The sequence below is a fragment of the Actinomycetospora chlora genome, from assembly GCF_039542135.1.
Classification (GTDB): Bacteria; Actinomycetota; Actinomycetes; order Mycobacteriales; family Pseudonocardiaceae; genus Actinomycetospora; species Actinomycetospora chlora.
On the sequence record NZ_BAABHO010000007.1, the window covers coordinates 58548 to 84752 of the forward strand.

Annotated in this window: 28 protein-coding genes and 2 tRNA genes; 25 read left to right on the plus strand and 5 right to left on the minus strand. The window is 73.3% G+C overall.

The features are described 5' to 3' along the window. Window positions 1–774 precede the first annotated feature (774 nt). Window positions 775–845, minus strand: a tRNA-Gly gene (locus ABD994_RS06245). Window positions 846–973: 128 nt separating this feature from the next. Here ABD994_RS06245 and ABD994_RS06250 point away from each other — a divergent pair. From ABD994_RS06250 to ABD994_RS06280, 7 genes are all read left to right on the plus strand, one after another. Further along, entirely contained in the window at window positions 974–1126 is a 153-nt protein-coding gene (locus tag ABD994_RS06250; protein ID WP_345411889.1) for a hypothetical protein, read from the plus strand. Window positions 1127–1209: 83 nt separating this feature from the next. Further along, a tRNA-Pro gene (locus ABD994_RS06255) sits at window positions 1210–1283 on the plus strand. 174 nt (window positions 1284–1457) lie between these two features. Further along, window positions 1458–1853, plus strand: a complete 396-nt coding sequence (locus ABD994_RS06260) for a hypothetical protein (RefSeq protein WP_345411891.1) — start codon at window positions 1458–1460, stop codon at window positions 1851–1853. A 10-nt stretch (window positions 1854–1863) separates the two neighbouring features. Next, window positions 1864–2571 (plus strand): alpha/beta hydrolase family protein, encoded by a 708-nt coding sequence (locus tag ABD994_RS06265; protein ID WP_345411893.1) that lies wholly within the window; start codon window positions 1864–1866, stop codon window positions 2569–2571. Then, entirely contained in the window at window positions 2564–2761 is a 198-nt protein-coding gene (locus ABD994_RS06270; protein WP_345411895.1) for a helix-hairpin-helix domain-containing protein, read from the plus strand. The genes ABD994_RS06265 and ABD994_RS06270 overlap by 8 nt, the downstream gene beginning before the upstream one ends. Window positions 2762–2857: 96 nt before the next feature. Next, entirely contained in the window at window positions 2858–3259 is a 402-nt protein-coding gene (locus tag ABD994_RS06275) for a cupin domain-containing protein (RefSeq protein ID WP_345411897.1), read from the plus strand. A 152-nt stretch (window positions 3260–3411) separates the two neighbouring features. After that, a complete protein-coding gene (locus tag ABD994_RS06280) occupies window positions 3412–3777 on the plus strand; it encodes a DUF4180 domain-containing protein (RefSeq protein ID WP_345411899.1) in 366 nt (121 codons plus the stop codon). Here ABD994_RS06280 and ABD994_RS06285 read toward each other — a convergent pair. After that, a complete protein-coding gene (locus ABD994_RS06285) occupies window positions 3758–4084 on the minus strand; it encodes a YnfA family protein (RefSeq protein ID WP_345411901.1) in 327 nt (108 codons plus the stop codon). The two genes, ABD994_RS06280 and ABD994_RS06285, sit on opposite strands and share 20 nt — an antisense overlap. Window positions 4085–4091: 7 nt before the next feature. Further along, entirely contained in the window at window positions 4092–4877 is a 786-nt protein-coding gene (locus tag ABD994_RS06290; protein WP_345411903.1) for a pentapeptide repeat-containing protein, read from the minus strand. A 429-nt stretch (window positions 4878–5306) separates the two neighbouring features. On the opposite strand from ABD994_RS06290, the gene tig reads away from it, so the two are divergent. The 4 genes from tig to clpX all read left to right on the plus strand — a co-directional run bounded on the left by tig (window position 5307) and on the right by clpX (window position 9851). Continuing rightward, window positions 5307–6851 carry a trigger factor gene (gene tig / locus ABD994_RS06295; RefSeq protein ID WP_345411905.1) on the plus strand — a complete coding sequence of 515 codons (1545 nt, stop codon included), beginning with the start codon at window positions 5307–5309 and terminating at the stop codon, window positions 6849–6851. Between the two features lie 187 nt (window positions 6852–7038). Then, window positions 7039–7641, plus strand: coding sequence for an ATP-dependent Clp protease proteolytic subunit (locus ABD994_RS06300; protein WP_345412106.1), 603 nt, complete (start codon window positions 7039–7041; stop codon window positions 7639–7641). Window positions 7642–7656: 15 nt separating this feature from the next. Next, a complete protein-coding gene (locus ABD994_RS06305) occupies window positions 7657–8310 on the plus strand; it encodes an ATP-dependent Clp protease proteolytic subunit (protein WP_345411908.1) in 654 nt (217 codons plus the stop codon). A 254-nt stretch (window positions 8311–8564) separates the two neighbouring features. After that, window positions 8565–9851, plus strand: a complete 1287-nt coding sequence (clpX, locus tag ABD994_RS06310) for an ATP-dependent Clp protease ATP-binding subunit ClpX (RefSeq protein WP_345412109.1) — start codon at window positions 8565–8567, stop codon at window positions 9849–9851. 16 nt (window positions 9852–9867) lie between these two features. On the opposite strand, the gene ABD994_RS06315 is transcribed toward clpX, so the two are convergent. Beyond that, window positions 9868–10803, minus strand: coding sequence for an alpha/beta hydrolase (locus tag ABD994_RS06315; RefSeq protein ID WP_345411910.1), 936 nt, complete (start codon window positions 10801–10803; stop codon window positions 9868–9870). A gap of 74 nt (window positions 10804–10877) precedes the next feature. Continuing rightward, entirely contained in the window at window positions 10878–11750 is an 873-nt protein-coding gene (gene fdhD, locus ABD994_RS06320; protein WP_345411912.1) for a formate dehydrogenase accessory sulfurtransferase FdhD, read from the minus strand. A gap of 99 nt (window positions 11751–11849) precedes the next feature. Here fdhD and ABD994_RS06325 point away from each other — a divergent pair, with 99 nt between their 5' ends. From ABD994_RS06325 to proB, 14 genes are all read left to right on the plus strand, one after another. After that, the gene (locus ABD994_RS06325) at window positions 11850–13262 is read left to right on the plus strand and encodes an OFA family MFS transporter (RefSeq protein WP_345411914.1); all 1413 of its coding nucleotides are present in this window, start codon (window positions 11850–11852) and stop codon (window positions 13260–13262) included. Continuing rightward, complete coding sequence (locus ABD994_RS31650; protein ID WP_425550030.1) at window positions 13259–13366, plus strand: MFS transporter small subunit; 108 nt, start codon at window positions 13259–13261, stop codon at window positions 13364–13366. Before ABD994_RS06325 ends, ABD994_RS31650 begins: the two co-directional genes overlap by 4 nt. Beyond that, a complete protein-coding gene (locus tag ABD994_RS06330) occupies window positions 13363–13638 on the plus strand; it encodes a DUF6457 domain-containing protein (RefSeq protein WP_345412111.1) in 276 nt (91 codons plus the stop codon). Before ABD994_RS31650 ends, ABD994_RS06330 begins: the two co-directional genes overlap by 4 nt. Window positions 13639–13649: 11 nt before the next feature. Further along, window positions 13650–15224, plus strand: coding sequence for a bifunctional tetrahydrofolate synthase/dihydrofolate synthase (gene folC / locus ABD994_RS06335; protein ID WP_425550031.1), 1575 nt, complete (start codon window positions 13650–13652; stop codon window positions 15222–15224). After that, on the plus strand, window positions 15221–15589 hold the full coding sequence (locus ABD994_RS06340) for a DUF4233 domain-containing protein (protein ID WP_345411916.1): 369 nt from the start codon (window positions 15221–15223) through the stop codon (window positions 15587–15589). Before folC ends, ABD994_RS06340 begins: the two co-directional genes overlap by 4 nt. 51 nt (window positions 15590–15640) lie before the next feature. Beyond that, window positions 15641–16045 carry a nucleoside-diphosphate kinase gene (gene ndk / locus ABD994_RS06345; protein WP_345411918.1) on the plus strand — a complete coding sequence of 135 codons (405 nt, stop codon included), beginning with the start codon at window positions 15641–15643 and terminating at the stop codon, window positions 16043–16045. A 59-nt stretch (window positions 16046–16104) separates the two neighbouring features. Continuing rightward, on the plus strand, window positions 16105–18057 hold the full coding sequence (locus tag ABD994_RS06350) for a TIGR03960 family B12-binding radical SAM protein (protein ID WP_345411920.1): 1953 nt from the start codon (window positions 16105–16107) through the stop codon (window positions 18055–18057). A gap of 4 nt (window positions 18058–18061) precedes the next feature. Then, window positions 18062–18559 (plus strand): GNAT family N-acetyltransferase, encoded by a 498-nt coding sequence (locus tag ABD994_RS06355; protein ID WP_345411922.1) that lies wholly within the window; start codon window positions 18062–18064, stop codon window positions 18557–18559. Further along, a complete protein-coding gene (locus ABD994_RS06360; protein ID WP_345411924.1) occupies window positions 18559–19362 on the plus strand; it encodes a TIGR03936 family radical SAM-associated protein in 804 nt (267 codons plus the stop codon). The genes ABD994_RS06355 and ABD994_RS06360 overlap by 1 nt, the downstream gene beginning before the upstream one ends. Window positions 19363–19560: 198 nt before the next feature. Continuing rightward, window positions 19561–22737 carry a translation initiation factor IF-2 N-terminal domain-containing protein gene (locus ABD994_RS06365; RefSeq protein ID WP_345411926.1) on the plus strand — a complete coding sequence of 1059 codons (3177 nt, stop codon included), beginning with the start codon at window positions 19561–19563 and terminating at the stop codon, window positions 22735–22737. Between the two features lie 194 nt (window positions 22738–22931). Then, the gene (rplU, locus tag ABD994_RS06370) at window positions 22932–23231 is read left to right on the plus strand and encodes a 50S ribosomal protein L21 (protein WP_345411928.1); all 300 of its coding nucleotides are present in this window, start codon (window positions 22932–22934) and stop codon (window positions 23229–23231) included. A 10-nt stretch (window positions 23232–23241) separates the two neighbouring features. Further along, window positions 23242–23511: a 50S ribosomal protein L27 gene (rpmA, locus tag ABD994_RS06375; RefSeq protein ID WP_345411933.1), complete on the plus strand. Its 270-nt coding sequence runs from the start codon at window positions 23242–23244 to the stop codon at window positions 23509–23511. 86 nt (window positions 23512–23597) lie between these two features. Beyond that, window positions 23598–25070, plus strand: coding sequence for a GTPase ObgE (obgE, locus tag ABD994_RS06380; protein ID WP_345411936.1), 1473 nt, complete (start codon window positions 23598–23600; stop codon window positions 25068–25070). Next, window positions 25067–26191 carry a glutamate 5-kinase gene (gene proB / locus ABD994_RS06385; RefSeq protein WP_345411940.1) on the plus strand — a complete coding sequence of 375 codons (1125 nt, stop codon included), beginning with the start codon at window positions 25067–25069 and terminating at the stop codon, window positions 26189–26191. Before obgE ends, proB begins: the two co-directional genes overlap by 4 nt. The last annotated feature ends 14 nt before the right edge of the window (window positions 26192–26205 follow it).

The window sequence follows — 26205 nt, forward strand, 5'->3', positions numbered from 1 at the left end:
GCCCGGGTGGGCAGTAGTTGGTATTGCGGCAGATTCCGCCCTGGTTGGTCTGCCCGGGTGGGCAGTAGTTGGTGTTCTGGCAGACCCCGTTCACGTTGGTTCGGCCCAGGGCGCACGTCCCCAACAGGCCGCTTGGAGTGCACTGACCATATGCGCCGGAGACTTCACCGATGGGGCAGGTAGTGAGAGCAGTCGAGGCGTTCGACGCGTACGGTGCGCTGATCAAGTAGACCGCAAGTGCGAGTACGCCAGCAACGCCAGCAACGGCGAGGGCGACACCTCCTACGCGCCTTCTGCGTGCGTGCTTGGTGTCGTCAGCCGACTTCGCAGAGTTATCCTCATGGTTCATGGAATCGCCCCCCGAAGCGGAGCATCGCCTGTGGAATACTTCAGGTCAAGTGATTCCAAGATTTGGCTCTCGATCGCGACAATCGGGTAGTTACATAGTGTGGCGCGGCGGTCGCAGATTGGATTGAAGGAAGGGGTCCTAGCACGGTTCTCCGATTGCTCGGGCCACCCTCCGGTGAACGCCTCAAGTCAGTCCATGATCTAGGCCCCGGTCCCCCGCCGGGCTCGAATCGGACAGAGAGGACCGAGTTGAGGTTGAGAGCAGGACCCTGGGTTGCAGGCGCAGCGCCACGCTTGCAGGGCTTGTGGCCGGCGGGAGGGGGGCGAGCGCAATCGCACGCTTATCGCACGGCGCGGCGCCTTCGGAGGTCGCGGGGCGCCTGCAGCCGTGCCGGACGCACCGCCTGACCTGCGGTGCTGGCCTAGAGCGGGCGACGGGAATCGAACCCGCGTAGCCAGTTTGGAAGACTGGGGCTCTACCATTGAGCTACGCCCGCGGCGGGCCGCACGGCCCGCGACCACCGTAGCGGATGGCCCTCTCGCGCCCCGGTCGGTGGCCCCGGCGGCCGCGCTCGCTCCTCACTCGTCCGGGTCTTGACCGATCGACTGGAACGATCCGTCGAGAGTGACGTCCTACGAGTACGCCCCGGTAGGTATCTACTTCTCGCCATCCTGGGGACGTCGGACGCCAGCGAGGAAGGAGCCGGAGATGAACATCGCGCACGAGGTCGTGGACGAGGTCGTCGAGGACGACCACATCGTCCGCGGGCTGGACTAGCCCCGACGCGGTCCACCGCGACACGGGCCGGGAGGCAGCGGCGCCTCCGCGGTCCCGGCGCCCCGCCCCTAGACTCCCGACCACGGGGTGTGGCGCAGCTTGGTAGCGCACTCGCTTTGGGAGCGAGGGGCCGTCGGTTCGAATCCGGCCACCCCGACCGTGACCCTCCGGGCGAGGTCCTCGGCGCCGTGTTCCAGCCGACCGGGGAGCCCCGATCAAGCGGACCTTCCGGCAGGTCTACGGCGCGCCGGGCTGAGGCACTCCGGCGACCACGGTGTGACGGTGCCCGGTCGCGCGGCCGTGCGCACGCCGCGCTCCTATCTTCGGTGTCGTGATGCCGCCCCTGATGAGGATCCTCGCGCGGGGCGCCGCGCTGGTCCTCGGGACGACGGCGGCGCTGGCCGCGGTCGTCGGCCTCGTCGCGGGGGACCTGCTGGTCGCGCTCAACGCGTTCGGCTTCGTCGGCGTCTGCGCCCTCGCCGCCACGGTCGTCTTCTACTCGGTGGCGCTCGAGCGCATCGGGCTGGACCGCGCCCGCAACGCGGCCACGACGATCGTCGCCGTGCTGGGCGGAGCCGCCGCGGTCATGGGCGCCGTGTTCCTGGCCCTGGTCACCCAGGAGCGGTTCCGCGACGAGGCGTCGCGGTTCGGCTACCACTCGATCGCCGGGATCGTCGTGCTGGCGCTCCTCGGCGTGGTGCTCGCCGTGATGTGGCGCGAACGGTAGGGATGTCGTCGTGGCGCCGACCTTCTTCCACGACGTCCCACCGGCCCGGTGCACCCGGGAGGACCTCCTCGACGTCCACGTCGCGGAGGACGCGACCAGGCCGCGCCCCGCGGTCGTGTTCGTGCACGGCGGCCCGATCCCGCCGGGCCACAGCCCGCGGAACACCGACGTCTTCCGCGGCTACGGCGCCCTCGCCGCGGCGGCCGGGCTCATCGGCATCACGTTCGACCACCACCTCCACAGCGGCGAGCACTACCCCCAGGCTGCCGACGACGTCGCCGCCGCCGTGGCCCGAACGCGCGAGCTCCCGGTCGTCGACGCCGATCGCCTGCTGCTGTGGTTCTTCAGCGGCGGCGGGGCGATCGCCGCGGCGTGGCTGCGCGACCCGCCGCCCTGGCTGCGCGGGATCGCCTGGACCTACCCGATCCTCGCCCCGCCACCGGGCTGGACGGGCGACGTCCCGCGCTTCGACGCCGTCGAGGCCGTCGGGAAGCACCCAGCACTGCCGACGCTGCTCGTGCGGGTCGGGACGGAGATCGAGCCCGCCCGGGACACGCAGGACGCCTTCGTCGCCGCTGCGGACGAGGCGGGTGCCGGGCTGGAGATCCTGGTGATCGACCACGCCGGGCACGGCTTCGAGGTCCAGCCGTACGACGCCGAGGCCCGGGCCGTGGTGGACCGCGCGATGGCCTGGGCGGTGGCGACCCTCCGTGGCTGACGAGGAGGGCGACCTGCCCCGTGAGGTCGGGCGGCCCGCCACGAGGGCGCTGCACGCGGCCGGCTACACGAGGCTCGGGCAGCTCGAGGGCGTGCCGGGCGCCGACCTGCTCGCCCTGCACGGCGTCGGCCCGAAGGCGGTCCGCCTGCTGCGCGAGGCGCTGGCCGAGCGGGGGAGCGACCTGGCCTGACCGACTTCTTGCGGTCGGTGCGGTGCCCGCAGGAGGGTGACCGCACGGCCCGCGGCGAGGCGGGCGCCGTTCACCCCCGAGCGCCGGAGGCCTCCCGTGACCACCCCCAGCACGCCCGTCGAGCTCACCGTCGTCGACACCACGACGGCGGCCTGGCAGGGCTTCCCCGTCGCCTACATCGGGGCGAACCTCGAGCACGTGCCGCTGGTCGAGGACCCGGAGACGGGCATGACCGTGCTCAAGATGGTGTACCGCGCGGGCTTCACCAACCCCTGGCACAGCCACCCCTGCGCGCACGGCGTCTACGTGCTCGAGGGCGTGCTGAACACCCACCAGGGCGACTACCCCGCGGGCAGCTTCGTCTGGTTCCCCGAGGGCGGCGTGATGCAGCACGGCGCGACGCAGGACCAGGACGTCACGTTCCTGTTCATCACGAACAAGCCCTTCGACATCCACTTCGTGGGCGACGAGGACGACCCGGAGGCCCCGACGATGTAGCGGGGACCCCTTGCGGGACCGCACGCCGTGACCAGGCACGATGGGGCCCTGCGGTTCACGTGAGCAGCCGCCCGGCGGCCCTGCCGTGACAGGTGGCTCTTCACCGGCAGGGCCGCGACCAATCCACTGGACGTGCGTGGTCTGCTCGGGGCGTGAGCGCGCAGACGACCGACCGCCACGGCGTCCGGGTCCTGGTCCTCGACGCCACGGGACCCGCCATCGCCGGCGACGAGGCCGTGCTCGACGTCGTCGGTCAGGCCCTCGGAGACGGCGCCGAGGTCGTCGCGATCCCGGCCTCCCGCCTCGACCCGGCGTTCGCGCAGCTGGCCAGCGGTGTCGCGGGCGCGGTGGTGCAGAAGTTCGTCAACTACCGGCTGCGCCTGGTCGTCGTCGGGACGCTCGGGGCGACGTCGGGACCGGTGGCCGACTGGGTGCGCGAGGCGAACCGGGGCCGCGAGCTCTGGTTCGTCGCCGACCTCGACGAGCTCGACGCCCGGCTCAACGCGGCGCGTACATGATCACGCCCACGCCGGCCAGGCAGACGACCGCGCCGAGGACGTCGTAGCGGTCGGGCCGGTAGCCGTCGAGCAGGACGCCCCAGAGCAGCGACCCGGCGACGAACACCCCGCCGTACGCGGCGAGCACGCGGCCGAAGGCGGCGTCGGGCTGGAACGCGGCGACGAAGCCGTAGCACCCGAGCGCGAGCACGCCCAGGGCGGCGAACCACCACGCCCGGCCCTCGCGCAGCGCCTGCCACACCAGCCACGCGCCACCGATCTCCAGCACGGCGGCCAGCACGAACAGCGCGATCGAGCGCAGGGTCACCGCAGCATCACCGCGGTGACGGTAGGGCAGGCCAGTGCGCCGGCCGGGGCAGGTGCGCCGGCACGGTGGTGGCCGCGTCGCCGGTCGCGGCCGTCAGCTGCGGGGCGGTGAGCAGCAGCGCGCCGGCGAGGCGCGCCCCGCGCACGTCGGCGCCGCGGAGGTCGGCGCCGAGCAGCTCGGCCCCGTCGAGGTCGGCGCCGCGCAGGTCCGCCCCGACGAGCAGCGCGCCGCGCAGGCGGGCGGCGCGCAGGTCGCGGCGGCGCAGGTCGGCGCCGAGGAGGTCGGCGCTGCGCAGGTCCTCGCCCGGGTCGCCGGCCTGGGCCGCGAGCACGAGGTCGTCGAACACCGCCCCGGCCGCCCGCCGCACCGTGTCGACGTCGACCGCGGCGAGGCCGTCGGCGTCCCGCGCGACGAGCTCCTCGACGTGGGCCGAGAGCGCCACCGCGTCGTCGCGCACCGCGGGGGACCGGACGGCTTCGTCGAGCAGGGCGAGCACCTCGTGCAGCGGGTGGAGCACCGCGAGGGCGTCCAACATCCCGTCCTCGCGGCGCGTCGCCCCGCCGAAGGTCACCTGCACGACCTGCTGGCCGGCGCCGAAGCAGTCGAACACCACGCAGCCCGGGAAGCCGCGGTCGCGGAGACGGTCGTGGATGCCGCACCCGGAGTCGGATCGCAGGTGCGGGCAGGGCGTGCGGGCCGGCTTGTCGATCGCGAAGTCGGCCGACGCGGCGAACCCGGGCCCGACGCAGCACAGCGCCAGGCACCGGGAGCAGTCCGCCGTCCTCTCGCTCACATCCTCAGCGCCGGCCGCGCCTGCGGCGCTTGGTGCCGTAGCCGGCGATGAGCTCGAAGGTCTCGAGCGCCCGCTCGATGACGCCACGGGTCTTCTTCATCCGGGTCACCGTTCCCTCCTCTCGGACCCCGCGGGGAGCTGCGGGGTGGATGTCCCCCCACGGTGCCAGTCGCCGCGGCGGCACCTCGGAGGGGTGGGCACCACGCGCGCCGGACGGGCGCGGCGGCGCGCGGTCGGGGGTCACGTCTAGACTCGCCGCCACGCCCGGGCGGGCGCGTCAGCAGGTGCAGGCACCGGCCATCCGGTGCTCCTCGACCGTGAGCGGTGAGGGCGGCCTCCCGCGTCACGCCACGGACCGACCCGTCGTCGCCCCCAGGGGTCACGGCCCGGGTCACAGCACGAGCGCCCTGCCCCGAGGAGAGACGACCAGTGAAGTCCACCGTCGAGCACCTGTCGCCGACGCGCGTCAAACTCGCCGTCGAGGTGCCCTTCGACGAGCTCAAGCCCAACTTCGACCGGGCCTACAAGAAGATCGCGAAGCAGGTGCGCATCCCGGGCTTCCGGCCCGGCAAGGCGCCCGCGCGCATCCTCGACCAGCGCCTCGGACGGGGGGTCGTGCTCGAGGAGGTCGTCAACGAGGCCGTCCCCGCGAAGTACGGCGAGGCCGTCTCCGAGGCGGAGGTCCAGCCGCTCGGCCAGCCCGACATCGAGGTCACCGAGATCGAGGACGGCGACAAGCTCGCCTTCACCGCCGAGGTCGACGTCCGCCCCGAGTTCACGGTGCCGGACTACTCGTCGATCGCGGTCGAGGTCGACGCCGCCGAGGTCACCGACGACGACGTCGACGAGCAGCTCAAGGGCCTGCAGGCGCGCTTCGGCACGCTCACCGGCGTCGACCGCCCCGTGCAGAGCGGCGACTTCGTGGTCATCGACCTCTCGGCCACCGTCGACGGCGAGGCCATCGAGGAGGCCCAGACCACGGGCATGTCCCACGAGGTCGGCTCGGGCCAGCTCATCGAGGGGCTCGACGAGGCGCTCGAGGGCATGACCGCGGGCGAGACCAAGCAGTTCACGACGAAGCTCGTGGCGGGCGACCACGCCGGCGAGGACGCCGAGGTGTCGGTCACCGTGCAGACGGTCAAGGAGCGCCAGCTCCCCGAGGCCGACGACGAGTTCGCCCAGCTCGCCAGCGAGTTCGACACGCTCGACGAGCTCAAGGACGACCTGCGCACCCGCTACGCGCGCGTCAAGAAGATGGAGCAGGGCAGCCAGGCGCGCGACCGCGTGCTCGAGGCCCTGCTCGAGGCGGCCGACGTGCCGCTGCCGGAGTCGGTCGTGCAGTCCGAGGTCGAGGTCCGCGCCCACGAGGCCGTCCACGAGTTCGACCACGACGAGCAGAAGCTCACGCAGTACGTCGAGTCGCAGGGTCAGACCCGCGAGGAGTTCGACACCGAGCTGCGCACCAACGCCGAGCAGGCCGTGAAGACCCAGCTGCTCCTGGACCGGATCGCCGACGACGCGGGCGTCCAGGTCGAGCAGCAGGAGCTCATGGAACGCATCATGATGCAGGCCCAGCGCTTCGGGGTGAGCCCCGAGGAGTACATCCAGCAGGCGCAGCAGGCCAACCAGCTCGGCGCGGTCTTCGCCGACGTGCGGCGCGGCAAGGCGCTCGCGACGGTCGTCCAGTCGGCCACCATCACCGGCCCCGACGGCGCCGAGGTCGACCTCTCGGAGCTCTTCGGCACCGCCGGGGACGTCGAGGGCGAGACGATCGACGAGGCCCTCGAGGACGCGACCGCCGAGGGTGCCGACGCGGCCGCCGGCCCCACCGACCCCTCCGACTCGACTGCGACCCAGGTCGCGGACGCCGACTCCGACGCGAGCGACCCCGAGTCCCCCAGCTCGCAGGTGGAGGCCGAGCCCGGCGCGGACACCGAGGTCGTCGGGGCGCCCGACTCGACCACCCGCGCCTGACGCCGTCGGTACCGCGGATCCCGGGTCGCTCGGCCAGGAGCGAACACGGCCCGTCGACGGACTGCCGGACACCGCCCGGTGGTTACTGTCGAGGTCGGACGGCCCGACCGACGCCCGACCGATCACCTCAGCAGAGAAAGCAGGGACACAGGTGAGCCAGCACCTCTCCATCCCCGCCGGGGCGGTCATGCGCTCCGCCGGGGGATCGATGACCCTCAACGACTCGGTCTACGAGCGGCTCCTGCGGGAGCGCATCGTCGTCCTGGGTCAGGAGGTCAACGACACGATCGCCAACCAGATCTCGGCGCAGCTGCTCCTGCTCTCCGCCGAGGACCCCAAGTCCGACATCACGCTGTACATCAACTCGCCGGGTGGCTCCGTGTCCGCGGGCATGGCCATCTTCGACACGATGCAGTGGATCGAGCCCGACGTGTCGACCGTCGCGATGGGCCTCGCCGCGTCCATGGGGCAGTTCCTGCTCTCGGCCGGCGCCCGGGGCAAGCGCCTCGCGCTGCCGCACGCGCAGATCATGATGCACCAGCCCTCGGGCGGCCTCGGCGGCACCGAATCGGACATCACGATCCGCGCCGAGTCGATGCGCAAGCTCAAGCGCGAGATGGCCGAGCTGATCTCCGAGCACACGGGACAGAGCTTCGAGCGCATCACCGAGGACTCCGACCGCGACCGCTGGTTCTCGGCGCAGGAGGCCCTCGAGTACGGCTTCATCGACCACGTGGTGACGCGGTCGTCGGACCAGCCGAGCAGCAACGGCAACGGCCAGAGTTCCTGACAGGAGACAGAGCACATGAGTGAGCTCCACGTGCCCGGCGGCACGGCTCCGGCCTCGCCGCAGGCGCGCTACATCCTCCCCTCCTTCGTCGAACGCACCAGCTACGGCGTCAAGGAGTCGAACCCCTACAACAAGCTCTTCGAGGAAAGGATCATCTTCCTCGGGGTGCAGATCGACGACGCGTCGGCGAACGACGTGATGGCGCAGCTGCTGTTCCTGGAGTCGAACGACCCGGACCGCGACATCACGATGTACATCAACTCGCCCGGCGGCTCGTTCACGGCGCTCATGGCGATCTACGACACCATGCAGTACGTGCGGCCCGACATCGCGACGGTCTGCCTCGGGCAGGCCGCGTCGGCCGCCGCGGTGATCCTCGGCGCCGGTGCCCCCGGCAAGCGCCTCGCCGTGCCGAACGCCCGCGTGATGATCCACCAGCCGGCCACCGAGGGCTTCTACGGCCAGGTGTCCGACCTGGAGATCCAGGCCGCGGAGATCTCGCGCATGCGCCGCCTCATGGAGGAGACGCTCGCGCGGCACACCAACCGCAGCGCCGAGCAGATCCGCCAGGACGTCGAGCGCGACAAGATCCTGACCGCCGCCGAGGCCAAGGACTACGGCCTCATCGACGACGTCGTGGCGAGCCGCAAGCTCTCCGCCAACCGCTGATCCGGCTCCCCGCCCCGGGCACGCCCCGGGGCGGGACCGCCGGTGCGGCGCACCCCGGCGCAGCGGGTCGACCGCCCGTCGCGGGCACGCCGCGGGGTCCGGGGCGGCACCCGTCGTCGCGTACCCGATGACCTGCACGATCCACGACATACGGGACCGTGCCGAACCTCCCCGTCCGGTGGGGTGGACAGGTACGGTCGACCACGATGAGCGCACCGACCCGGGTGCGCCGGAGGGACACGAGGTCTGCTGCGATGGCACGCATCGGTGACGGCGGGGACCTGCTGAAGTGCTCCTTCTGCGGGAAGAGCCAGAAGCAGGTCAAGAAGCTCATCGCCGGGCCGGGCGTGTACATCTGCGATGAGTGCATCGACCTCTGCAACGAGATCATCGAGGAGGAGCTCGCCGAGGCCGGCGAGGTCAAGCTCGACGAGCTCCCGAAGCCGACCGAGATCCACGACTTCCTCGACCAGTACGTCATCGGTCAGGACGACACCAAGAAGACGCTGTCGGTCGCGGTCTACAACCACTACAAGCGGGTGCAGGCCGGCGAGAAGAACCGGGAGAGCTCCCGGAACGACGACACCGTCGAGCTGGCCAAGTCGAACATCCTCATGCTCGGCCCCACGGGCTGCGGCAAGACCTACCTCGCGCAGACCCTCGCCAAGCTGCTCAACGTCCCGTTCGCCATCGCGGACGCCACGGCCCTCACCGAGGCCGGCTACGTGGGCGAGGACGTCGAGAACATCCTGCTGAAGCTGATCCAGGCCGCCGACTACGACGTCAAGCGCGCCGAGACCGGCATCATCTACATCGACGAGGTCGACAAGATCGCGCGGAAGTCGGAGAACCCGTCGATCACGCGCGACGTCTCCGGCGAGGGCGTCCAGCAGGCCCTCCTGAAGATCCTCGAGGGCACGACGGCGTCGGTGCCCCCGCAGGGCGGGCGCAAGCACCCGCACCAGGAGTTCATCCAGATCGACACGACGAACGTGCTGTTCATCGTGGCCGGGGCCTTCGCGGGCCTCGAGAAGATCATCGCCGAGCGGGTGGGCAAGGGCGGCCTCGGCTTCGGCGCCGACATCCGCTCGAAGGCCGAGATGGAGTCCGCCGAGTCGTTCGGCGACACCCTGCCCGAGGACCTCATCAAGTTCGGGCTCATCCCCGAGTTCATCGGCCGCGTGCCGATCGTCGCCTCGGTGTCGAACCTCGACCAGCCGAGCCTCGTGCAGATCCTCACCGAGCCGCGCAACGCGCTGGTGAAGCAGTACCAGAAGCTCTTCGAGATGGACGGCGTCGAGCTCGAGTTCGCGCCGGAGGCCCTCGAGGCGATCGCCGACCTCGCGATCCTGCGCGGCACGGGGGCCCGTGGCCTGCGCGCGATCATGGAAGAGGTGCTCAACCCGGTCATGTACGACATCCCGGGTCGTGACGACGTCGCCAAGGTCGTGGTCACGGAGCAGACGGTCAAGGAGAACGTCAACCCGACGATCGTCCCGCGGCAGCCCTCGCGGCGGGAGCGCCGGGACAAGTCGGCCTGAGGCCCTGCGGCGCCGCTCAGCGGAGGCGGCGCCGCCCCGTCGTGGGCGCCCCGTCCCGGCTGTGCCGGCCGAGGAACGCCATGACGTCCGGGAGCACGCTGGCGTAGTACACGCCGTCGTGGCGCCCGGGGCTGATCCGGCCCACCTCCGGGCGCGCGAGCGCGAGGAAGCGGCGGGTCGCGTCGACGAAGGGGTCACGGTCGCCGCACCAGACAGCCGTGGGCAGGCCGCCGAGCTCGGGGTAGAAGCGCAGCGGGTCGTTGGCGGCCCAGTCGGCCTCCCCGGCGAACGGGCGGCGGGAGGCCACCCGCCAGTCGGTGAACAGCCCCGGGCTCACGGCCGTGGCCGCCCGCAGCGGGCGTCCCGTCCGCGTACGTGCCCGGGCGTACATCAGCGCGCCCGCCCCGCCCATCGAGATGCCGGTGACCAGCGCCGGGTCGCCGGGCAGGTCGCCGGGCAGGGGCCTGCTGCCCAGCCCGCGCTGCTGCATCCACACCGGCAACTCGTCGAGCAGCATGCGCATCGGGTCGTCGCTCGCCCGGTAGGGGTGCCAGTAGTTGTCGCCGCCGTCGAGGCCGACGAGCGCGAACCGCGGCACGCCGCGCGCCCAGGCGTCGCCGAGGATGCCGCGGGTGCCGGGGTCGGCCCAGAACGAGGCGGTGCCCCGCAGCCCGTGCAGGCCCACGCACACGGGCAGGCCCTCGCGCTCGGCCCCTGGCGGGAGCACGGTGACCAGCCGCACGGCGCGCCCGCGGGCGGCGGAGTCGACCCACTCCAGGGTCGAGACCGCGTCGGTCGGGGCCGCCCTGCGCGTCGGCGTCGGCACGCGCTGCGGCGGCGGCGCGGGATCCTCCTGGCCGACCAGCAGCCCGCCGACCCCGACGGCGCCCGCGACCCCGAGCGTCCCGGCGGCGCCGAGGAGGACCTGCCGACGTGTCGGTCGTGCGGGCACGGGGGGCCTCCTCACTCGCTCGGTCGCGTGCCGGGGTCACCGTACGTCGCCGAGGGGAGTGTGCCCCGGCACGGTCAGCCGGAGGTGGCCTCCGCGCCGACGAGGGACGCGTCCCCCGTCGAGCCGGTCGCGATCCGGGCGGTGCCGGCGTACACGTTCATCGACGTGCCGCGCAGGAACCCGACGAGCGTCATGCCCGACTCGCGCGCCATCTCGACCGCGAGCGAGGAGGGCGCGGACACCGCGGCGAGCACCGGCACCCCGGCCATGACGGCCTTCTGGGCCAGCTCGAACGACGCGCGCCCGGACACCATGAGCACGGTGCCGGCCGCCGGGATCGCGTCCTCCAGCAAGGCGTGCCCCAGCACCTTGTCGACGGCGTTGTGGCGCCCGACGTCCTCGCGCGCGACGAGCAGCGTGCCGTCGGCGCGGAACAGTCCGGCCGCGTGCAGGCCGCCGGTGCTGTCGAACACGGCCTGGGCGGCGCGCAGGGTGTCGGGGAGGCCGGCAAGCACCTCGGGCGTGAGCGTCACCGGGTCGTCGCCGGGCGCGAAGCGGGTCCTGGTGCGCACGGCGTCCAGCGACGCCTTGCCGCAGACGCCGCAGGACGACGTCGTGTAGAAGCGGCGCTCCACCGAGTCGTCCGGCGGCGCCACGCCGGGGGCGAGGGCGACGTCGAGGACGTTGTAGGTGTTCCGGCCCGCGTCGTCGACGGAGTCGCAGTAGCGGGCCGTCGACACGTCCTCGCGGTGGCCGATGACGCCCTCGGTGAGCAGGAAGCCGTGGGTGAGCTCCACGTCGTGCCCCGGGGTGCGCATCGTCACCGCCAGCGAGCGGCCGTCGACGCGGATCTCCAGGGGTTCCTCGGCCGCCAGCGTGTCCGGACGGCGGCGCGTCGTGCCGTCCTCGATGCGCAGCACCGGGCGCTTCACCGTCACGCGTCCCATGGGCTCTCCCGGTTCGTCGCGATGTGTGGTTGACGTGTGGACGACCACCCAACCGGGTAACGAGGCCGTTACCGGACGAAGTCGGCGAAAGGGGCCAAGATGGCCGGCGGGTTCTTCGATCGTTCCGCCATCGTCGCACCACCGGGATGGAGCCGCTGGCTCGTCCCGCCCGCGGCCCTGGCGGTCCACCTGGGCATCGGCCAGGCCTACGCCTGGAGCAACATCAAGACGGCGCTCGGCACCGGGCCGGGCAACCTCGGCTACTCCGGCACGGCGACGGCGCTGCCGTTTCAGCTGGCGATCGTCATGCTCGGCCTGTCGGCCGCCTTCGGCGGCACGCAGGTCGAGAAGCGGGGGCCCCGCTGGGCGATGTTCGTCTCGACGGTCTTCTTCTCCGGCGGGTTCCTCATCTCCGCGCTGGGCATGGCCTTCTCCCAGTACTGGCTCGTCGTCGTCGGCTACGGGTTCTTCGGCGGCATCGGCCTGGGCATCGGCTACATCTCGCCGGTCTCGACGCTGATGAAGTGGTTCGCCGACCGACCCGGCATGGCCACCGGCATCGCGATCATGGGCTTCGGCGGCGGTGCCCTCATCGCCGCGCCGATCGAGACCGCGCTCATCGCGACGTTCGGCAAGTCCTACGGCGGCTTCTCGATGACGTTCCTCGTCATGGGGATCGGCTACGCGGTCTTCATGTCGCTGGGCTGGCTGCTCGTGCGCGTGCCGGCGGACGACTGGCAGCCGCCCAACCCGCTGCAGGCCTCGCCGGGCAGCACGGGCCACGGCCCGGCGGTGTCGGTCTCGACCGCCATGCGACTGCCGCAGTTCTGGTTCCTGTGGATCGTGCTGTGCTTCAACGTCACGGCCGGGATCGGTCTGCTCGAACGCGCCAACCCCATCTACCAGGACTTCTTCGCCACCACCGGACCCACGACGCAGATCGCGGCAGCCGCGGGGGCGTTCGTGTCGATCCTGTCGCTGGCGAACATGCTGGGTCGCTTCGTGTGGTCGTCGGCCTCCGACGTCATCGGCCGCAAGAACATCTACCGGATGTACCTGGGCGTCGGCGCCCTGCTCTACCTGGTGATCCTCACCCTCGGCGAGGGCAACAAGGTCATCTTCCTCATCGCGTCGCTGCTGATCCTGTCGTTCTACGGCGCCGGCTTCGCCACCGTGCCCGCGTACCTCAAGGACCTGTTCGGCACCTACCAGGTCGGCGCCATCCACGGCCGGCTGCTCACGGCCTGGTCGGCGGCCGGCGTGCTCGGTCCGCTGGTGGTCAACGCGATCGTCGACGCCCAGGGCGACGAGCAGGGGCCGAGCAAGTACTCGGTCTCGTTCATGATCATGATCGGTCTGCTGGCCGTCGGGTTCGTGGCCAACGAGCTCATCCGTCCCGTCGACCCGAAGCACTACGTCCCCGACGCCGAGCGCGGGGGCGTGGAGGGCGCGGGCGTCGGCACGTCGTCCACCGAGTCGTCCAGCCAGCGCAACGAGGAGGTCTCCCGATGACCGCCGGACGCACCGCCCTGACCGTCGTCGCCTGGCTGTGGGTGACGATCCCGTTCCTCTACGGCGTGATCGCGCTGATCGGCAAGATCGGCGCGCTGTTCTGAGCACCCTCTCGGACTGGATCACCGAGGTCGCCCTCGAGCTGGGGATCGAGGAGCTGGGCGAGCTCGTCGACCCCGCGGTCGTCGAGCCGCTCGTGCTCGACATGACCCGCGACGTCGCGCACGGCGTCGCCCGCCCGGCCGCACCGATCAGCGCCTACCTGCTGGGGCTGGCGGTGGGCCGGGCGGCGGGCGCCGGGCCGGGGGAGCGGGAGCTCGCGGAGGGCTTCGCAGAGCGGTTGGCGGCGCGGGCCCGCGGTGACCTGTCGCCGTAACATCGAGGGTGATGACTGACGACCGCTGGGGCTCCGTCTCCGCTGATCAGGACGCGTCCGGTGACGCGGACGCCGACGAGCTGGCCCAGCTCCTCGCCATGGCGGGCGGTGCCGACGACTCGGGGTCCGGCCCCGGCGGGGGCGCGCTCGCCGACGCCCTGAGCCAGGGCGTCACCACCGGGGCGATCGAGGGGGCCCCCGGCCACGAGCCCGACGACGCCGAGTCGCTCGCGGCCCTGCGGGCGGTGGAGGCCGAGCTCGACCAGCGCTGGCCGGAGACGCGCATCGAGCCGTCCCTCGAGCGCATCCGCGCGCTCGTCGAGGTGCTCGGCGACCCCCAGCGGTCGTACCCGGCGATCCACGTCGCCGGCACCAACGGCAAGAGCTCGGTGACGCGGATGATCGACGCGCTGCTCACGCGCATCGGCCCGCGCACCGGGCGCTACACCAGTCCGCACCTGCAGCGGGTCACCGAGCGGATCGCGATCGACGGCGCCCCGATCAGCGCCCGGCGCTACGTCGAGCTCTACCAGGAGGTCGCGCCGTTCCTCGGGATCGTCGACCGCGCCCAGGAGGCGCACGGTGGGGGCCCGCGGCTGTCGAAGTTCGAGGTGCTCACCGGGATGGCGTTCGCCGCGTTCGCCGACGCGCCGGTCGACGTCGCGGTGCTCGAGGTCGGCCTCGGCGGGAGCTGGGACGCCACCAACGTCGCCGACGCCGTCGTCGCGGCGATCACGCCGATCGACATCGACCACGTCAACTACCTGGGCCCGGAGCTCGGCGGGATCGCCGCGGAGAAGGCGGGCGTCATCAAGCCGGGCGCGGTGGCGCTCATGGCCGAGCAGGCGCCCGAGGCGGCGAAGGTGCTGCTGGAGCGGGCGGTCGAGGTGGAGGCGGAGGTCGCCCGCGCGGGCATGGAGTTCGGCGTGCTGGGCCGCGAGGTCGCGGTCGGCGGGCAGCAGCTGCGGCTGCAGGGGCTCGGGGGCGAGTACGACGACATCTACCTGCCCCTGTTCGGCGAGCACCAGGCCAAGAACGCGGCCCTCGCGCTGGCCACCGTCGAGGCCTTCTTCGGGGCCGGCGCGTCGCGCAAGCTCGACATCGAGGCAGTCCGCGACGCCTTCGCCTCGGTCCGCGTCCCCGGGCGGCTCGAGCGGCTGCGGGCGGCGCCCACCGTCGTCGTCGACGCGGCGCACAACCCCCACGGCGCCCGCGCCGCCGCCGCGGCCGTGCGCGAGGAGTTCTCGTTCCGCCGGCTGGTCGGGGTCGTCGCGGTGATGGGCGACAAGGACGCCGGCGGCATCCTCGCCGCGCTCGAGCCGGTGCTCGACGAGGTCGTCGTCACCGCCGTGTCGTCGCCGCGGGCGATGGACCCCGACGAGCTCGGCAGCCTCGCCGTCGGCCACTTCGGCGCCGACCGCGTCGTCGTCGAGACCCGGATGGACGCGGCGCTGGAGACCGCGATCGGTCTGGCCGAGGAGACCGACGACCCGGACACCCCGGTCGCCGGCGCGGGCGTGCTCGTCGTGGGATCGGTCGTGGCCGCCGGCGAGGCGAGGACGCTCCTGGGGCGGGAGCCGTCGTGACCGACTACGTGGCCGACGCGAAGAAGGCGTTCCGCGGGCCGGCGAGCGCCGCGCTGAGCATGGAGATCCTCCTGCTGCCGCTCTCGCTGATCATCATGGACAAGCTCGAGGGCGGGCTGACGGCGGTCAAGATCACCTGGGTGGTCGTCGTGACGCTCGGGATGATCGTCGCGATCGCCCGGTTCTCGAAGCCGTGGGCCCTGCCGCTGGCCCTGGCCCTGCAGGTCCTCGTGCTGCTGGGCTGGGTGGTGTCGCCGTCGCTGGGCGTCTTCGGCCTCGTGTTCTGCCTCGTGTGGGCCGGGATGCTGTGGATGCGCCACGAGGTGCTGCGGCGCCGGGCGCAGTGGGGCGCCGGGCCGGGCTGAGCTCCTCGTTACCCTCGCGTCGACAGCTGGTCGCAACAAGAGGGGAACGACGTGGACGAGCGCACCCTGGTGCTGGTCAAGCCCGACGGCGTGGAGCGCGGCCTGATCGGCGAGGTCGTGTCGCGCATCGAGCGCAAGGGCCTGCGCCTCGTGTCGCTGGAGCTGAAGTCCGTCGACCGCGGCCTCGCCGAGCAGCACTACGCCGAGCACGAGGGCAAGGGCTTCTACGAAGACCTGATCACGTTCATCACCTCGGCGCCCGTGGCCGCGATGGTCGTCGAGGGCCCCCGCGCCATCGCCGCCTTCCGCCAGATCGCCGGCGGCACCGACCCCGTCGAGAAGGCCGTCCCGGGCTCGATCCGCGGCGACCTCGCCCTCGAGACCGGGTCGAACATCGTGCACGGCTCCGACTCGCCCGAGTCCGCCGAGCGCGAGATCAAGCTCTGGTTCGGCTAGGTCCTCGCCGGGTGGGCCGTGTGGCGAGACCCCGGGACGGCGATCGTTACCCTGGGCCGGTGGTCGAGTCCGTGTTCGAGAGCCTGGAACCGCTGCTGCCCCGGGTCCGCAAGCCGGTGCAGTACGTGGGTGGCGAGCGCAACGCGGGGACCAAGCCGTGGGACTCGGTGCCGGTCCACTGGGCGCTCTGCTACCCCGACGCTTACGAGGTGGGTCTGCCCAACCAGGGCCTGATGATCCTCTACGAGGTCCTCAACGAGCGGGACGACGCGCTCGCCGAGCGCACGTACGCCGTGTGGCCGGACCTCGCCGCGCTGATGCGCGAGCACGGGGTCCCGCAGTTCACCGTCGACGGCCACCGCCCGGTCGGGGCGTTCGACGTGCTCGGCGTCAGCTTCGCCACCGAGCTCGGCTACACCAACCTGCTCTCGATCCTCGACCTCGCGGGCATCCCGCTCCACGCCGCCGACCGCGGCGACGGCCACCCGCTGGTCCTCGCCGGCGGGCACGCGGCGTTCAACCCCGAGCCGATCGCCGACTTCGTCGACATCGTCGCCCTGGGCGACGGTGAGGAGGTCGTCGGCGAGATCACCGACGTGGTGAAGGCGACGCAGGGGTGGCGCCGGCGCGAGGTCCTCGAGCGCCTCGCCGCCGTCCCCGGCGTCTACGTGCCGAGCCTCTACGACGTCACCTACGGCGAGGACGGCGCGATCGCGGCGGTGACGCCGACCAGCGACGCCGCCCCCGCCCGCGTGCACAAGCGCACCACCAGCGACCTCGACGACTGGCCCTACCCGAAGCAGCCGCTGGTGCCGATGGCCGAGACCGTCCACGAGCGGATGAGCGTCGAGATCTTCCGGGGCTGCACCCGGGGGTGCCGCTTCTGCCAGGCCGGCATGATCACCCGCCCGGTGCGCGAGCGGTCGCCGCAGGGCGTGGGCGAGATGGTCGAGCAGGGCCTCAAGAGCTCGGGCTACCACGAGGTCGGCCTGCTCTCGCTCTCGAGCGCCGACCACTCCGGCATCGGCGAGATCGCCAAGGGCCTCGCCGACCGCTACGAGGGCACGGGCACCGGGCTGAGTCTGCCCAGCACGCGCGTCGACGCGTTCAACGTCACCCTCGCCGAGGAGCTGACGCGGTCGGGGCGCCGGTCCGGTCTCACCTTCGCGCCCGAGGGCGGCTCCGAGCGCCTGCGCAAGGTGATCAACAAGATGGTCTCCGAGGAGGAGCTCATCGCGACCGTCGGCACCGCCTACGAGCACGGCTGGCGCCAGGTCAAGCTCTACTTCATGTGCGGTCTGCCCACCGAGACCGACGAGGACGTGCTGCAGATCGCGCACATGGCCCACGAGGTCATCCGCGCCGGGCGCAAGGCCGCGGGCCGCGGCGACGTGCGGGCGACGGTGTCGATCGGCGCGTTCGTGCCCAAGCCGCACACGCCGTTCCAGTGGGCCGCCCAGACCGCGCCCGAGGTGGTGGACGCCCGGCTGCGCAAGCTCCGCGAGGCCATCAACAGCGACCGCAGCCTCGGCCGCAACATCGGCCTGCGCTACCACGACGGCGAGCCCAGCCTGGTCGAGGGCCTGCTCAGCCGCGGTGACCGCCGCGTCGGGCGCGTCATCGAGCAGGCGTGGCGCGACGGCCAGCAGTTCGACGGCTGGAGCGAGTACTTCTCCTACGAGCGGTGGATGGCCGCCGCCGAGCGCGCCGGGGTCGACGTCGCCTGGTTCACCACCCGGGAGCGCGGCGAGCACGAGATCCTGCCGTGGGACCACCTCGACTCCGGGCTCGACCGGGGCTGGCTGTGGGACGACTGGCAGGATGCGCTGGCCGCCGAGGAGCAGGACGACTGCCGCTGGACGCCGTGCTTCGACTGCGGCGTGTGCCCGACCATGGGCACCGAGATCCAGATGGCGCCTCCGGGGAGCGTGCCGCTGTCGATCACGCCGGTGGGGGAGCGCTCGTCGACGCCCGTCCGCAACCCCGCCCTCACGGGCGATCGGGGCGCGTGAGGCCGTGAGCGCGGCGTCGCCCGCCCTGGAGGTCCGCGTCCGCCGGGCCGGCGAGCCGGACGGTGACGCCGTCGCCGCCCTGCGCCGGGCCTGGCTCGAGCAGCGCGGGCGCGTGACGCCCGGCAGCGACCCGGGCTTCGAGCACGGGTTCGCGACGTGGTGGCGCGCGGAGCTGTCGCACCACGTCGTCTGGGTGGCCGAGGTCATCACCGAGGGCGACTGGCGGGTCGTCGGCTCGCTCGACGTCGCCGAGGTCGCCGCGATGCCCGCGCCCGGGCGGCCGGGGGAGCGGTGGGGCTACGTCGGCAGCCTCGTCGCGCTCGGGGCCGCGCCCCGCGGGGTGCCCCGCAAGCTGCTCGGCGCCGCCGTCGCCCACGCCCGCGACCGCGGTCTGGTGCGGCTGGTGCTGCGGCCGTCCCCGGCGGGGGCGGCCTTCTACCGTGCGGCCGGGTTCGTCCCGGCCGGCGACGACATGGTGGTCCTGACCACCGGAGGACCCTGATGGCGACCAGCAGGACGGCGAAGGCCGGGGAGGCGCCGCACCCGTCGGCGCCGACGGTGGCGAAGCTGCGGATGCGCTACGCCAAGCGTGGGCGGGCGCGCTTCAGCTCCCACCGGGACGTCGCGCGGACGATGGAGTGGACGCTGCGCCGGGCGGGGGTGCCGGTCGCCCTGTCGCACGGCTTCAGCCCCCATCCGCGCCTGTCGTGGATCGGTGCGGCGCCGACCGGCGCGGCGAGCGAGGCCGAGTACCTCGAGATCGGCGTCACCGAGCACCTCGACCCGGAGCTCGTGGCCCGCGAGGTCGACGCCGCGCTGCCCGCGGGCCTCGCGGTGATCGAGGTCGTCGTGGCCGGCCCGGGCGCGCTCGCCGACCGCATCGACGCCAGCGCGTGGCTGATCGAGACCCCGGGTGTGCCCGACGAGCGCCTGGCGCCGGCGATCGAGGCGTTCCTCGCGGCCCCCGAGGTGGTGGTGGAGCGCGTCACCAAGAACGGTCCCCGGCCGCTCGACGTACGAGCGGCCGTCGCCGAACCGGGGCTCACGCTCACCCGGACGGACGAACCACAGGACGCGGACCGGCAGGACCGTGCACCGGCCGCGACGTGTGGGAGACTGACAGCGGTCGTACGGCACACCACGCCGGCCGCACGACCCGACGACGTGTGCAGTGCCCTCCGCGACGTCGCCGGCCTCGAGTTCCCGGAGCCCGTCAGGGCCACCCGGTGGGCGCAGGGCCGGCTCGACGAGCGCGGGGAGCTGATCGATCCGCTCCTGGCGGACCGCGCGGCCCCCACCGCGTAGCCCCCGGACGGACCCGGTCGGCCTCGGTGCTGCCACGGCGGCGCACCGCACGACCCGACGGCACCCCGGGCCCACCGGCCCGCACCGCCGGACCGTGCCGCAGTCGGCGGTCGTCCCCGACGTCCGCCTCGGCGAGACCACGTACAGGTCCCCGTGTGGCCGCGACCCCCGTGTCGCGCCCGGGGGCGGAGGAGATGGATGACCGACACCGACACCCCCTCCGGCGGACCCACCGCCGCGGGGGTCCCCGTCGCACCCGGACGCCCCGACGACGCGGCCCTGGCCGCGCTGCCGGACAAGGTGCGGGTGCACGCCCTGGCCCGCGTCGTGGGCTCGTCGAGCCGCGAGGTGCTCGCCGTGCTCGCCAAGCTCGGCGTCCCGGCGCGCAGCGCGCAGTCCAGCGTCGACCGTGAGGTCGTCGCCCGGGTCGTCGACGACCTGTTCCCGCTGCCGGACGCCCCGGTCGCCGAGCCGCTCCCGGCCCCGGAGCCGGCCCCGGAGTCGGCCCCGGAGTCGACGGGATCCGACCCGGCCACGACCGCGCCGGCAGCACCGGCCGCACCGGCCGCACCGGCCGCGGCGCCCGCCTTCGCGGCGCCGATGTTCCTCGCCCCGGACGCCACCGGGGCCGACGCCGTGCCGACGCGCTCCCGGCGCCGCCGCGGCAGCCGCTCGACCGGCGTCGTCACCCCGGGGGAGACGACCGAGACCGAGGCCACCGGCGACCTCGCCGCCGACGCCGAGGAGAGCGTCGCCGCGGAGCCGATCTCGGCACCGGCGGCGACCGGCGACACCACCCCCGACACCACCGACACCACCACCGACACCGGCCCGGACGTCGAGTCCGCCGACGACGGTGACGAGGACGACGGCTCGCGCCGGCGCCGCCGTCGCGGCCGTCGCGGCCGTGGTCGCGGCCGCGGGGGCAGCGAGGACGCCGACGCCGAGTCCGGCGGCGAGTCCGCGTCCGACGACGTCGCGGACGGCGGCACGGACGGCGGCACCGACGATGCCAAGGACGAGCAGGACACCGAGGAGCAGGACGGCGACGACGGCGAGGGCGACGACGACGCCGAGTCGTCGTCCGGCACGTCGCGGCGCCGCCGCCGGCGTCGCCGCCGCTCGTCGGAGTCCGAGGGCGACGGGGACGCGGGCGACACCGAGGGTGCCGACCCGCCCAACACCGTCACGCACGTCCGCGACCGGGTCGAGCGGCCCGAGGGCGGCCGGTCGTCCAACGACGAGGTCAAGGGCGTCAAGGGCTCGACGCGGCTCGAGGCGAAGCGCCAGCGCCGCCGCGACGGGCGCGAGTCCGGCCGCCGGCGTCCGGCGATCCTGTCGGAGTCGGAGTTCCTCGCCCGGCGCGAGGCCGTCGAGCGCACGATGGTGGTGCGCCAGCAGGCCGGCCGCAGCCAGATCGGGGTGCTCGAGGACGGGGTGCTGGTCGAGCACTTCGTCGCCGGCGACGGCCAGAACTCCATGGTCGGCAACGTCTACCTCGGCCGGGTGCAGAACGTGCTCCCGTCGATGGAGGCCGCGTTCGTCGACATCGGGCGCGGCCGCAACGCCGTGCTCTACGCCGGCGAGGTCAACTGGGACGCGTCGGGCCTCGAGGGCAAGCAGCGCAAGATCGAGCAGGCGCTGTCGAGCGGCGACCAGGTGCTGGTCCAGGTCACGAAGGACCCGGTCGGCCACAAGGGCGCCCGCCTCACCACGCAGATCAGCCTGCCCGGGCGCTTCCTCGTGTTCGTCCCCGCCGGCGGCGCGACCGGCATCAGCCGCAAGCTGCCCGACACCGAGCGCAAGCGGCTCAAGGAGATCCTCAAGCGGATCGTCCCCGACGAGTCCGGGGTGATCATCCGGACGGCCGCGGAGGGCGTCAGCGAGTCCGACCTCGAGCGCGACGTCCGCCGCCTCACCGCGCAGTGGGAGGCCATCGAGAAGTCGGCCTCGGACAACAAGAGCACCAAGGGCCCGACGCTGGTCTACGAGGAGCCCGACCTCCTCATCCGCGTCGTGCGCGACATGTTCAACGAGGACTTCTCCTCGCTCGTCGTCTCCGGCGAGCGGGCGTGGGAGACGCTCGAGGGGTACGTGTCGCACGTCGCCCCCGAGCTCGCCGGGCGCCTGACGCGCCACACCGGACCGGAGGACGTGTTCACCGCGCACCGCATCGACGAGCAGCTGATCAAGGCCCTGGACCGCAAGGTCTGGCTGCCCTCGGGCGGCACGCTGGTGATCGACCGCACCGAGGCCATGACGGTGGTCGACGTCAACACCGGCAAGTTCACGGGGTCCGGCGGCAACCTCGAGGAGACGGTCACCCGCAACAACCTCGAGGCCGCGGAGGAGATCGTCCGCCAGCTCCGGCTGCGCGACATCGGCGGCATGATCGTCATCGACTTCATCGACATGGTGCTCGAGTCGAACCGCGACCTCGTGCTGCGGCGGCTCACCGAGTGCCTCGGGCGTGACCGCACGCGGCACCAGGTCTCGGAGGTCACCTCGCTGGGCCTCGTGCAGATGACCCGCAAGCGCGTGGGCCAGGGCCTGCTCGACGAGTTCTCCACCACCTGCGAGCACTGCCGCGGCCGCGGCGTCATCGTCTCCACCGAGCCGGTGATGGGCCACGAGCCCGCGCCGTCGAACGGCTCCGGCGGGAACGGGGGCGCGTCCGGGAACGGCCAGGGCCAGGCGTCCGGCGGTTCGGGCGGCTCGAGCCGTCGGGGCCGTCGCGGGCGGCGCGGCGAGCGCTCCGAGGGCGGTTCGCCGGCGACGGTCGCGGCCGCCAGCGGCCTGGGCAACGGCAAGGACGCCGACGACGTCGCCGACGAGGTGGCGGAGGCCGAGGAGCTGGAGACCGCCGAGGTCGCGGACACCACCGTCGACACCGCCGTCGCCGGTGACTCCGGCACGGCGGCGAGCGCCGAGACGGCCGCGGAGCCCGTGCCCGAGGCCGACGAGCCCGAGGTCGAGCTCGAGGCGGGGCTGGCCGAGGCCAGCGGCGCTGCGGACGGTGACGACGAGGGCGCGGCCGAGGAGGCCGACGACGAGAGCGTCGAGGAGACGATCCACGCCGCCGTCGAGGCCGAGGTGGCGCTCGAGGCCGAGGTCGCCGAGCACACCCCGGACACCAACGGCGCGGCGCCCGCCCCGCGCATCACCGGCGCGATCGGCGCCGTGCCGTCCACCGGGAACGGCAACGGCAACGGCCAGCACGAGGCCCTCGTGACGCCCGCCGGCACGGCGGGCGAGGCGTCGGACGACACCCCCGGGCCGGAGACGCCGGCCGCCTCGGTGCCCACCGGCGCCGGGTCGTCGCGGCCGCGTCGTCGCCGGGCCGCGTCCCGGCCGGCCGGCCCGCCGCAGTCCTGAACGAGACGTGATCGTTTCCTGACGACGGCGGTCCGCACCCCGGGGTGCGGACCGCCCCGGCCGGACGGGTACCCTTGGACGTCGGTGCCCGCCGGGTCGGTCCACCCGAACACCCGCGGCACCAGTGCGCCGGGCCCGCTCCGCAGGGGCCGCGCCGGAGCCGGAAGCCACACAAGACAGGAGTCCCGCGGAAGATGTACGCGATCGTGAAGACCGGCGGCAAGCAGTACAAGGTCGCGGTCGGCGACGTCATCGACGTGGAGCTCCTCGACGGTGACACGGTCGACCTCCAGCCCGTCCTGGTCGTCGACGGCAGCACCGTGCTCAGCTCGGCCTCCGACCTCGAGAAGGTGTCCATCTCGGGCAGCATCGTCGGGGACGCCAAGGGCCCGAAGATCAAGATCCTGAAGTACAAGAACAAGACCGGGTACAAGCGGCGCGTCGGCCACCGCCAGCGCTACAGCCGCCTCGAGGTCACGAACATCTCGAAGTAGGGGAGCAGACATGGCTCACAAGAAGGGTGCGTCCAGCTCCCGCAACGGTCGCGACTCCAACGCCCAGCGGCTCGGGGTCAAGCGCTACGGCGGCCAGGTCGTCAAGGCCGGCGAGATCCTCGTTCGTCAGCGCGGCACCAAGTTCCACCCCGGCGTCGGTGTCGGCCGCGGCGGCGACGACACGCTGTTCGCCCTCATCCCGGGCGCGGTGACCTTCGGGACCCACCGCAACCGCAAGGCCGTCAGCATCGTGCCGGTGGAGGAGACCGCCTCCGTCTGACAGCTCGCAGTACCGTCAGGGGTGGGTCCGGAACGCGGACCCACCCCTTTCGTTCGTCTCGACCCGGAAAGGAACAGAGCACCGCGATGGCCCGCTTCGTCGACCACGTGACGCTGCACGTCACGGCGGGCTCCGGCGGGCACGGCTGCGCCTCGATCCGCCGGGAGAAGTTCGTGCCCCTCGGCGGCCCGGACGGCGGGAACGGCGGGCGTGGCGGGGACGTCGTGCTCGTGGTCGACCCCGGCGTGCACACCCTGCTGGACTTCCACCACCGCCCGCACGCCACTGCCGGCAACGGGCGCCCGGGTCAGGGCAGTTTCCGCAACGGGGCCAACGCCGACGATATCGAGCTCGCGGTGCCCGAGGGCACGGTCGTGCTCGACGCCGACGGCGAGGTGCTGCACGACCTCACGGGCATCGGCACCCGGTTCGTCGCCGCGACGGGCGGGCGCGGCGGCCTCGGCAACGCGGCGCTGGCCGGCCCGTCCCGCAAGGCGCCGGGGTTCGCGCTGCTCGGCGAGCCGGGGGAGTCGCGCGACCTCGTGCTCGAGCTGCGCTCGATGGCCGACGTGGGGCTCGTCGGCTACCCCAGCGCGGGGAAGTCGTCGCTGGTGAGCGCGCTGAGCGCCGCCAAGCCGAAGATCGCCGACTACCCATTCACGACCCTGGCGCCCAACCTCGGCGTCGTGTCCGCGGGCGGCTCCACGTTCACCGTCGCCGACGTCCCGGGCCTCATCCCCGGCGCGAGCAGCGGCAAGGGCCTCGGGCTGGACTTCCTGCGCCACATCGAGCGCTGCTCGGTGCTCGTGCACGTCGTCGACTGCGCGACGTTCGAGCCGGACCGCGATCCGGTGTCCGACATCCGCGCGCTCGAGGCCGAGCTCGCCGCCTACACCCCGGCGCTCGGCACCGACCTGGCCGCGCGCCCCCGCATCGTCGCGCTGAACAAGATGGACGTCCCGGACGCCGTCGAGCTCGCCGAGATGGTGCACGACGACGTCGCGGCGTTCGGCTGGCCGGTGGTCGAGATCTCGACGGCGACGCGGGCCGGCTTGCAGGAGCTCGCCTACACGATGGCGACGGTCGTCGACGAGGCCCGCGCCGCCGCAGTGCCCTCGAGCGCGCCGCGGGTGGTGCTGCGCCCGACCGCGGTCGACGACACCGGCTTCTCCGTCGAGCCCGACCCGGAGGAGGGGTTCGTCGTCAAGGGCGAGAAGCCCGAGCGGTGGGTGCGCCAGACGGACTTCCAGAACGACGAGGCCGTCGGCTACCTGGCCGACCGGCTGGCCCGCCTCGGCGTCGAGGAGGCCCTCGCCGACGCCGGCGCCCGACCCGGCGACATGGTCACCATCGGCATCCACACCTTCGACTGGGAGCCCTCGACGCCCGCGGGCGTCGCGGCTATGCGCGGTAACCGGGGCACCGACCCGCGCCTCGAGGGCGCCGAGCTCGCCGACCGCCCGTCGGCGTCCGACCGGCGCGCGGCCCGCGACGAGCGTCGCCGCCACCGCAGCGACGACGAGCTCGGTATCGCGCCCTGGCACGAGGACTACGAGTGACTGCGCGGGAGACCGTCGCCCGCGCCCGCCGGCTGGTGGTCAAGGTCGGGTCGACGTCGCTGACCAGCGTCGACGACGGCCTCGACGTCGCCCGGCTGGACGCGCTCGTCGACGCCGTGGCGGCCCGGGCGGCGGCCACCCAGGTCGTGCTCGTCTCCTCCGGGGCGATCGCGGCCGGTCTGCGCCCGCTCGGCCTGCCGCGCCGGCCCCGCGACCTCGCCACCCAGCAGGCCGCGGCGGGCGTCGGGCAGCTGCACCTCACGCGCGCCTACGCCGAGGCGTTCGCCCGCCACGGCCGCACGGTCGGGCAGGTGCTGCTGACGTCTCACGACGTCGTGCGCCGCGGGCCCTACCGCAACGCGCAGCGGACGTTCGAGCGGCTGCTCGGCCTCGGGGTGGTGCCGGTGGTCAACGAGAACGACACCGTGGCCACCGACGAGATCCGCTTCGGCGACAACGACCGTCTCGCCGCCCTGGTCGCCCACGTGATCTCCGCCGACGCGCTGGTGCTGCTGTCGGACGTCGACGGCGTGTACGACGCCGACCCGCGCTCGCCCGGCGCGACGCTGGTCCGCGAGGTCACCGGCGGTGCCGACCTCGCCGGCGTCCGCGTCGGCCGGCCCTCCTCGCTCGGTACGGGCGGCATGGCCTCGAAGCTCGCCGCCGCCGACCTCGCCAGCGGTGCCGGGGTTCCGGTGCTCGTCGCCGCGGCCGCCGATGCGGCCGCGGCCCTCGACGGCGCCGAGGTCGGCACGGTCTTCGCGCCCCACGGGCCGCGGCTGTCGGCCCGCCGGTTCTGGTTGCGGCACATGGCCGGGACGCGGGGGCGGCTGCACCTCGACGACGGCGCGGTCCGCGCGGTGGTCGGACGCCGCCGCTCGCTGCTCGCGGCCGGCATCACCGGCTCCGACGGCGACTTCGAGTCCGGTGACGTGGTCGACCTCGTCGACCCGCGTGGCGACGTCGTCGCCCGCGGCGTCGTGGCCTTCGACGCCGAGGAGCTCCCCGAGATCTCCGGGCGCTCGAGCGACGACCTCGCCCCGGAGCTGCGGCGTGAGGTCGTGCACGCCGACGACCTCGTGCCAGTGGCCCGGTCGACGGACGCGGCGCTGAACGGCTGACCGACCTGTCGGTC

Coding starts and splice junctions, on each gene's coding strand:
- ABD994_RS06300 (WP_345412106.1), top strand. CDS start 7,039: ATGCGCTCCGCCGGGGGATCGATGACCCTCAACGACTCGGTCTACGAG.
- ABD994_RS06305 (WP_345411908.1), top strand. CDS start 7,657: ATGAGTGAGCTCCACGTGCCCGGCGGCACGGCTCCGGCCTCGCCGCAG.
- clpX (WP_345412109.1), top strand. CDS start 8,565: ATGGCACGCATCGGTGACGGCGGGGACCTGCTGAAGTGCTCCTTCTGC.
- fdhD (WP_345411912.1), bottom strand. CDS start 11,750: ATGGGACGCGTGACGGTGAAGCGCCCGGTGCTGCGCATCGAGGACGGC.
- ABD994_RS06325 (WP_345411914.1), top strand. CDS start 11,850: ATGGCCGGCGGGTTCTTCGATCGTTCCGCCATCGTCGCACCACCGGGA.
- ABD994_RS31650 (WP_425550030.1), top strand. CDS start 13,259: ATGACCGCCGGACGCACCGCCCTGACCGTCGTCGCCTGGCTGTGGGTG.
- folC (WP_425550031.1), top strand. CDS start 13,650: ATGACTGACGACCGCTGGGGCTCCGTCTCCGCTGATCAGGACGCGTCC.
- ABD994_RS06360 (WP_345411924.1), top strand. CDS start 18,559: ATGGCGACCAGCAGGACGGCGAAGGCCGGGGAGGCGCCGCACCCGTCG.
- ABD994_RS06365 (WP_345411926.1), top strand. CDS start 19,561: ATGACCGACACCGACACCCCCTCCGGCGGACCCACCGCCGCGGGGGTC.
- rplU (WP_345411928.1), top strand. CDS start 22,932: ATGTACGCGATCGTGAAGACCGGCGGCAAGCAGTACAAGGTCGCGGTC.
- rpmA (WP_345411933.1), top strand. CDS start 23,242: ATGGCTCACAAGAAGGGTGCGTCCAGCTCCCGCAACGGTCGCGACTCC.
- obgE (WP_345411936.1), top strand. CDS start 23,598: ATGGCCCGCTTCGTCGACCACGTGACGCTGCACGTCACGGCGGGCTCC.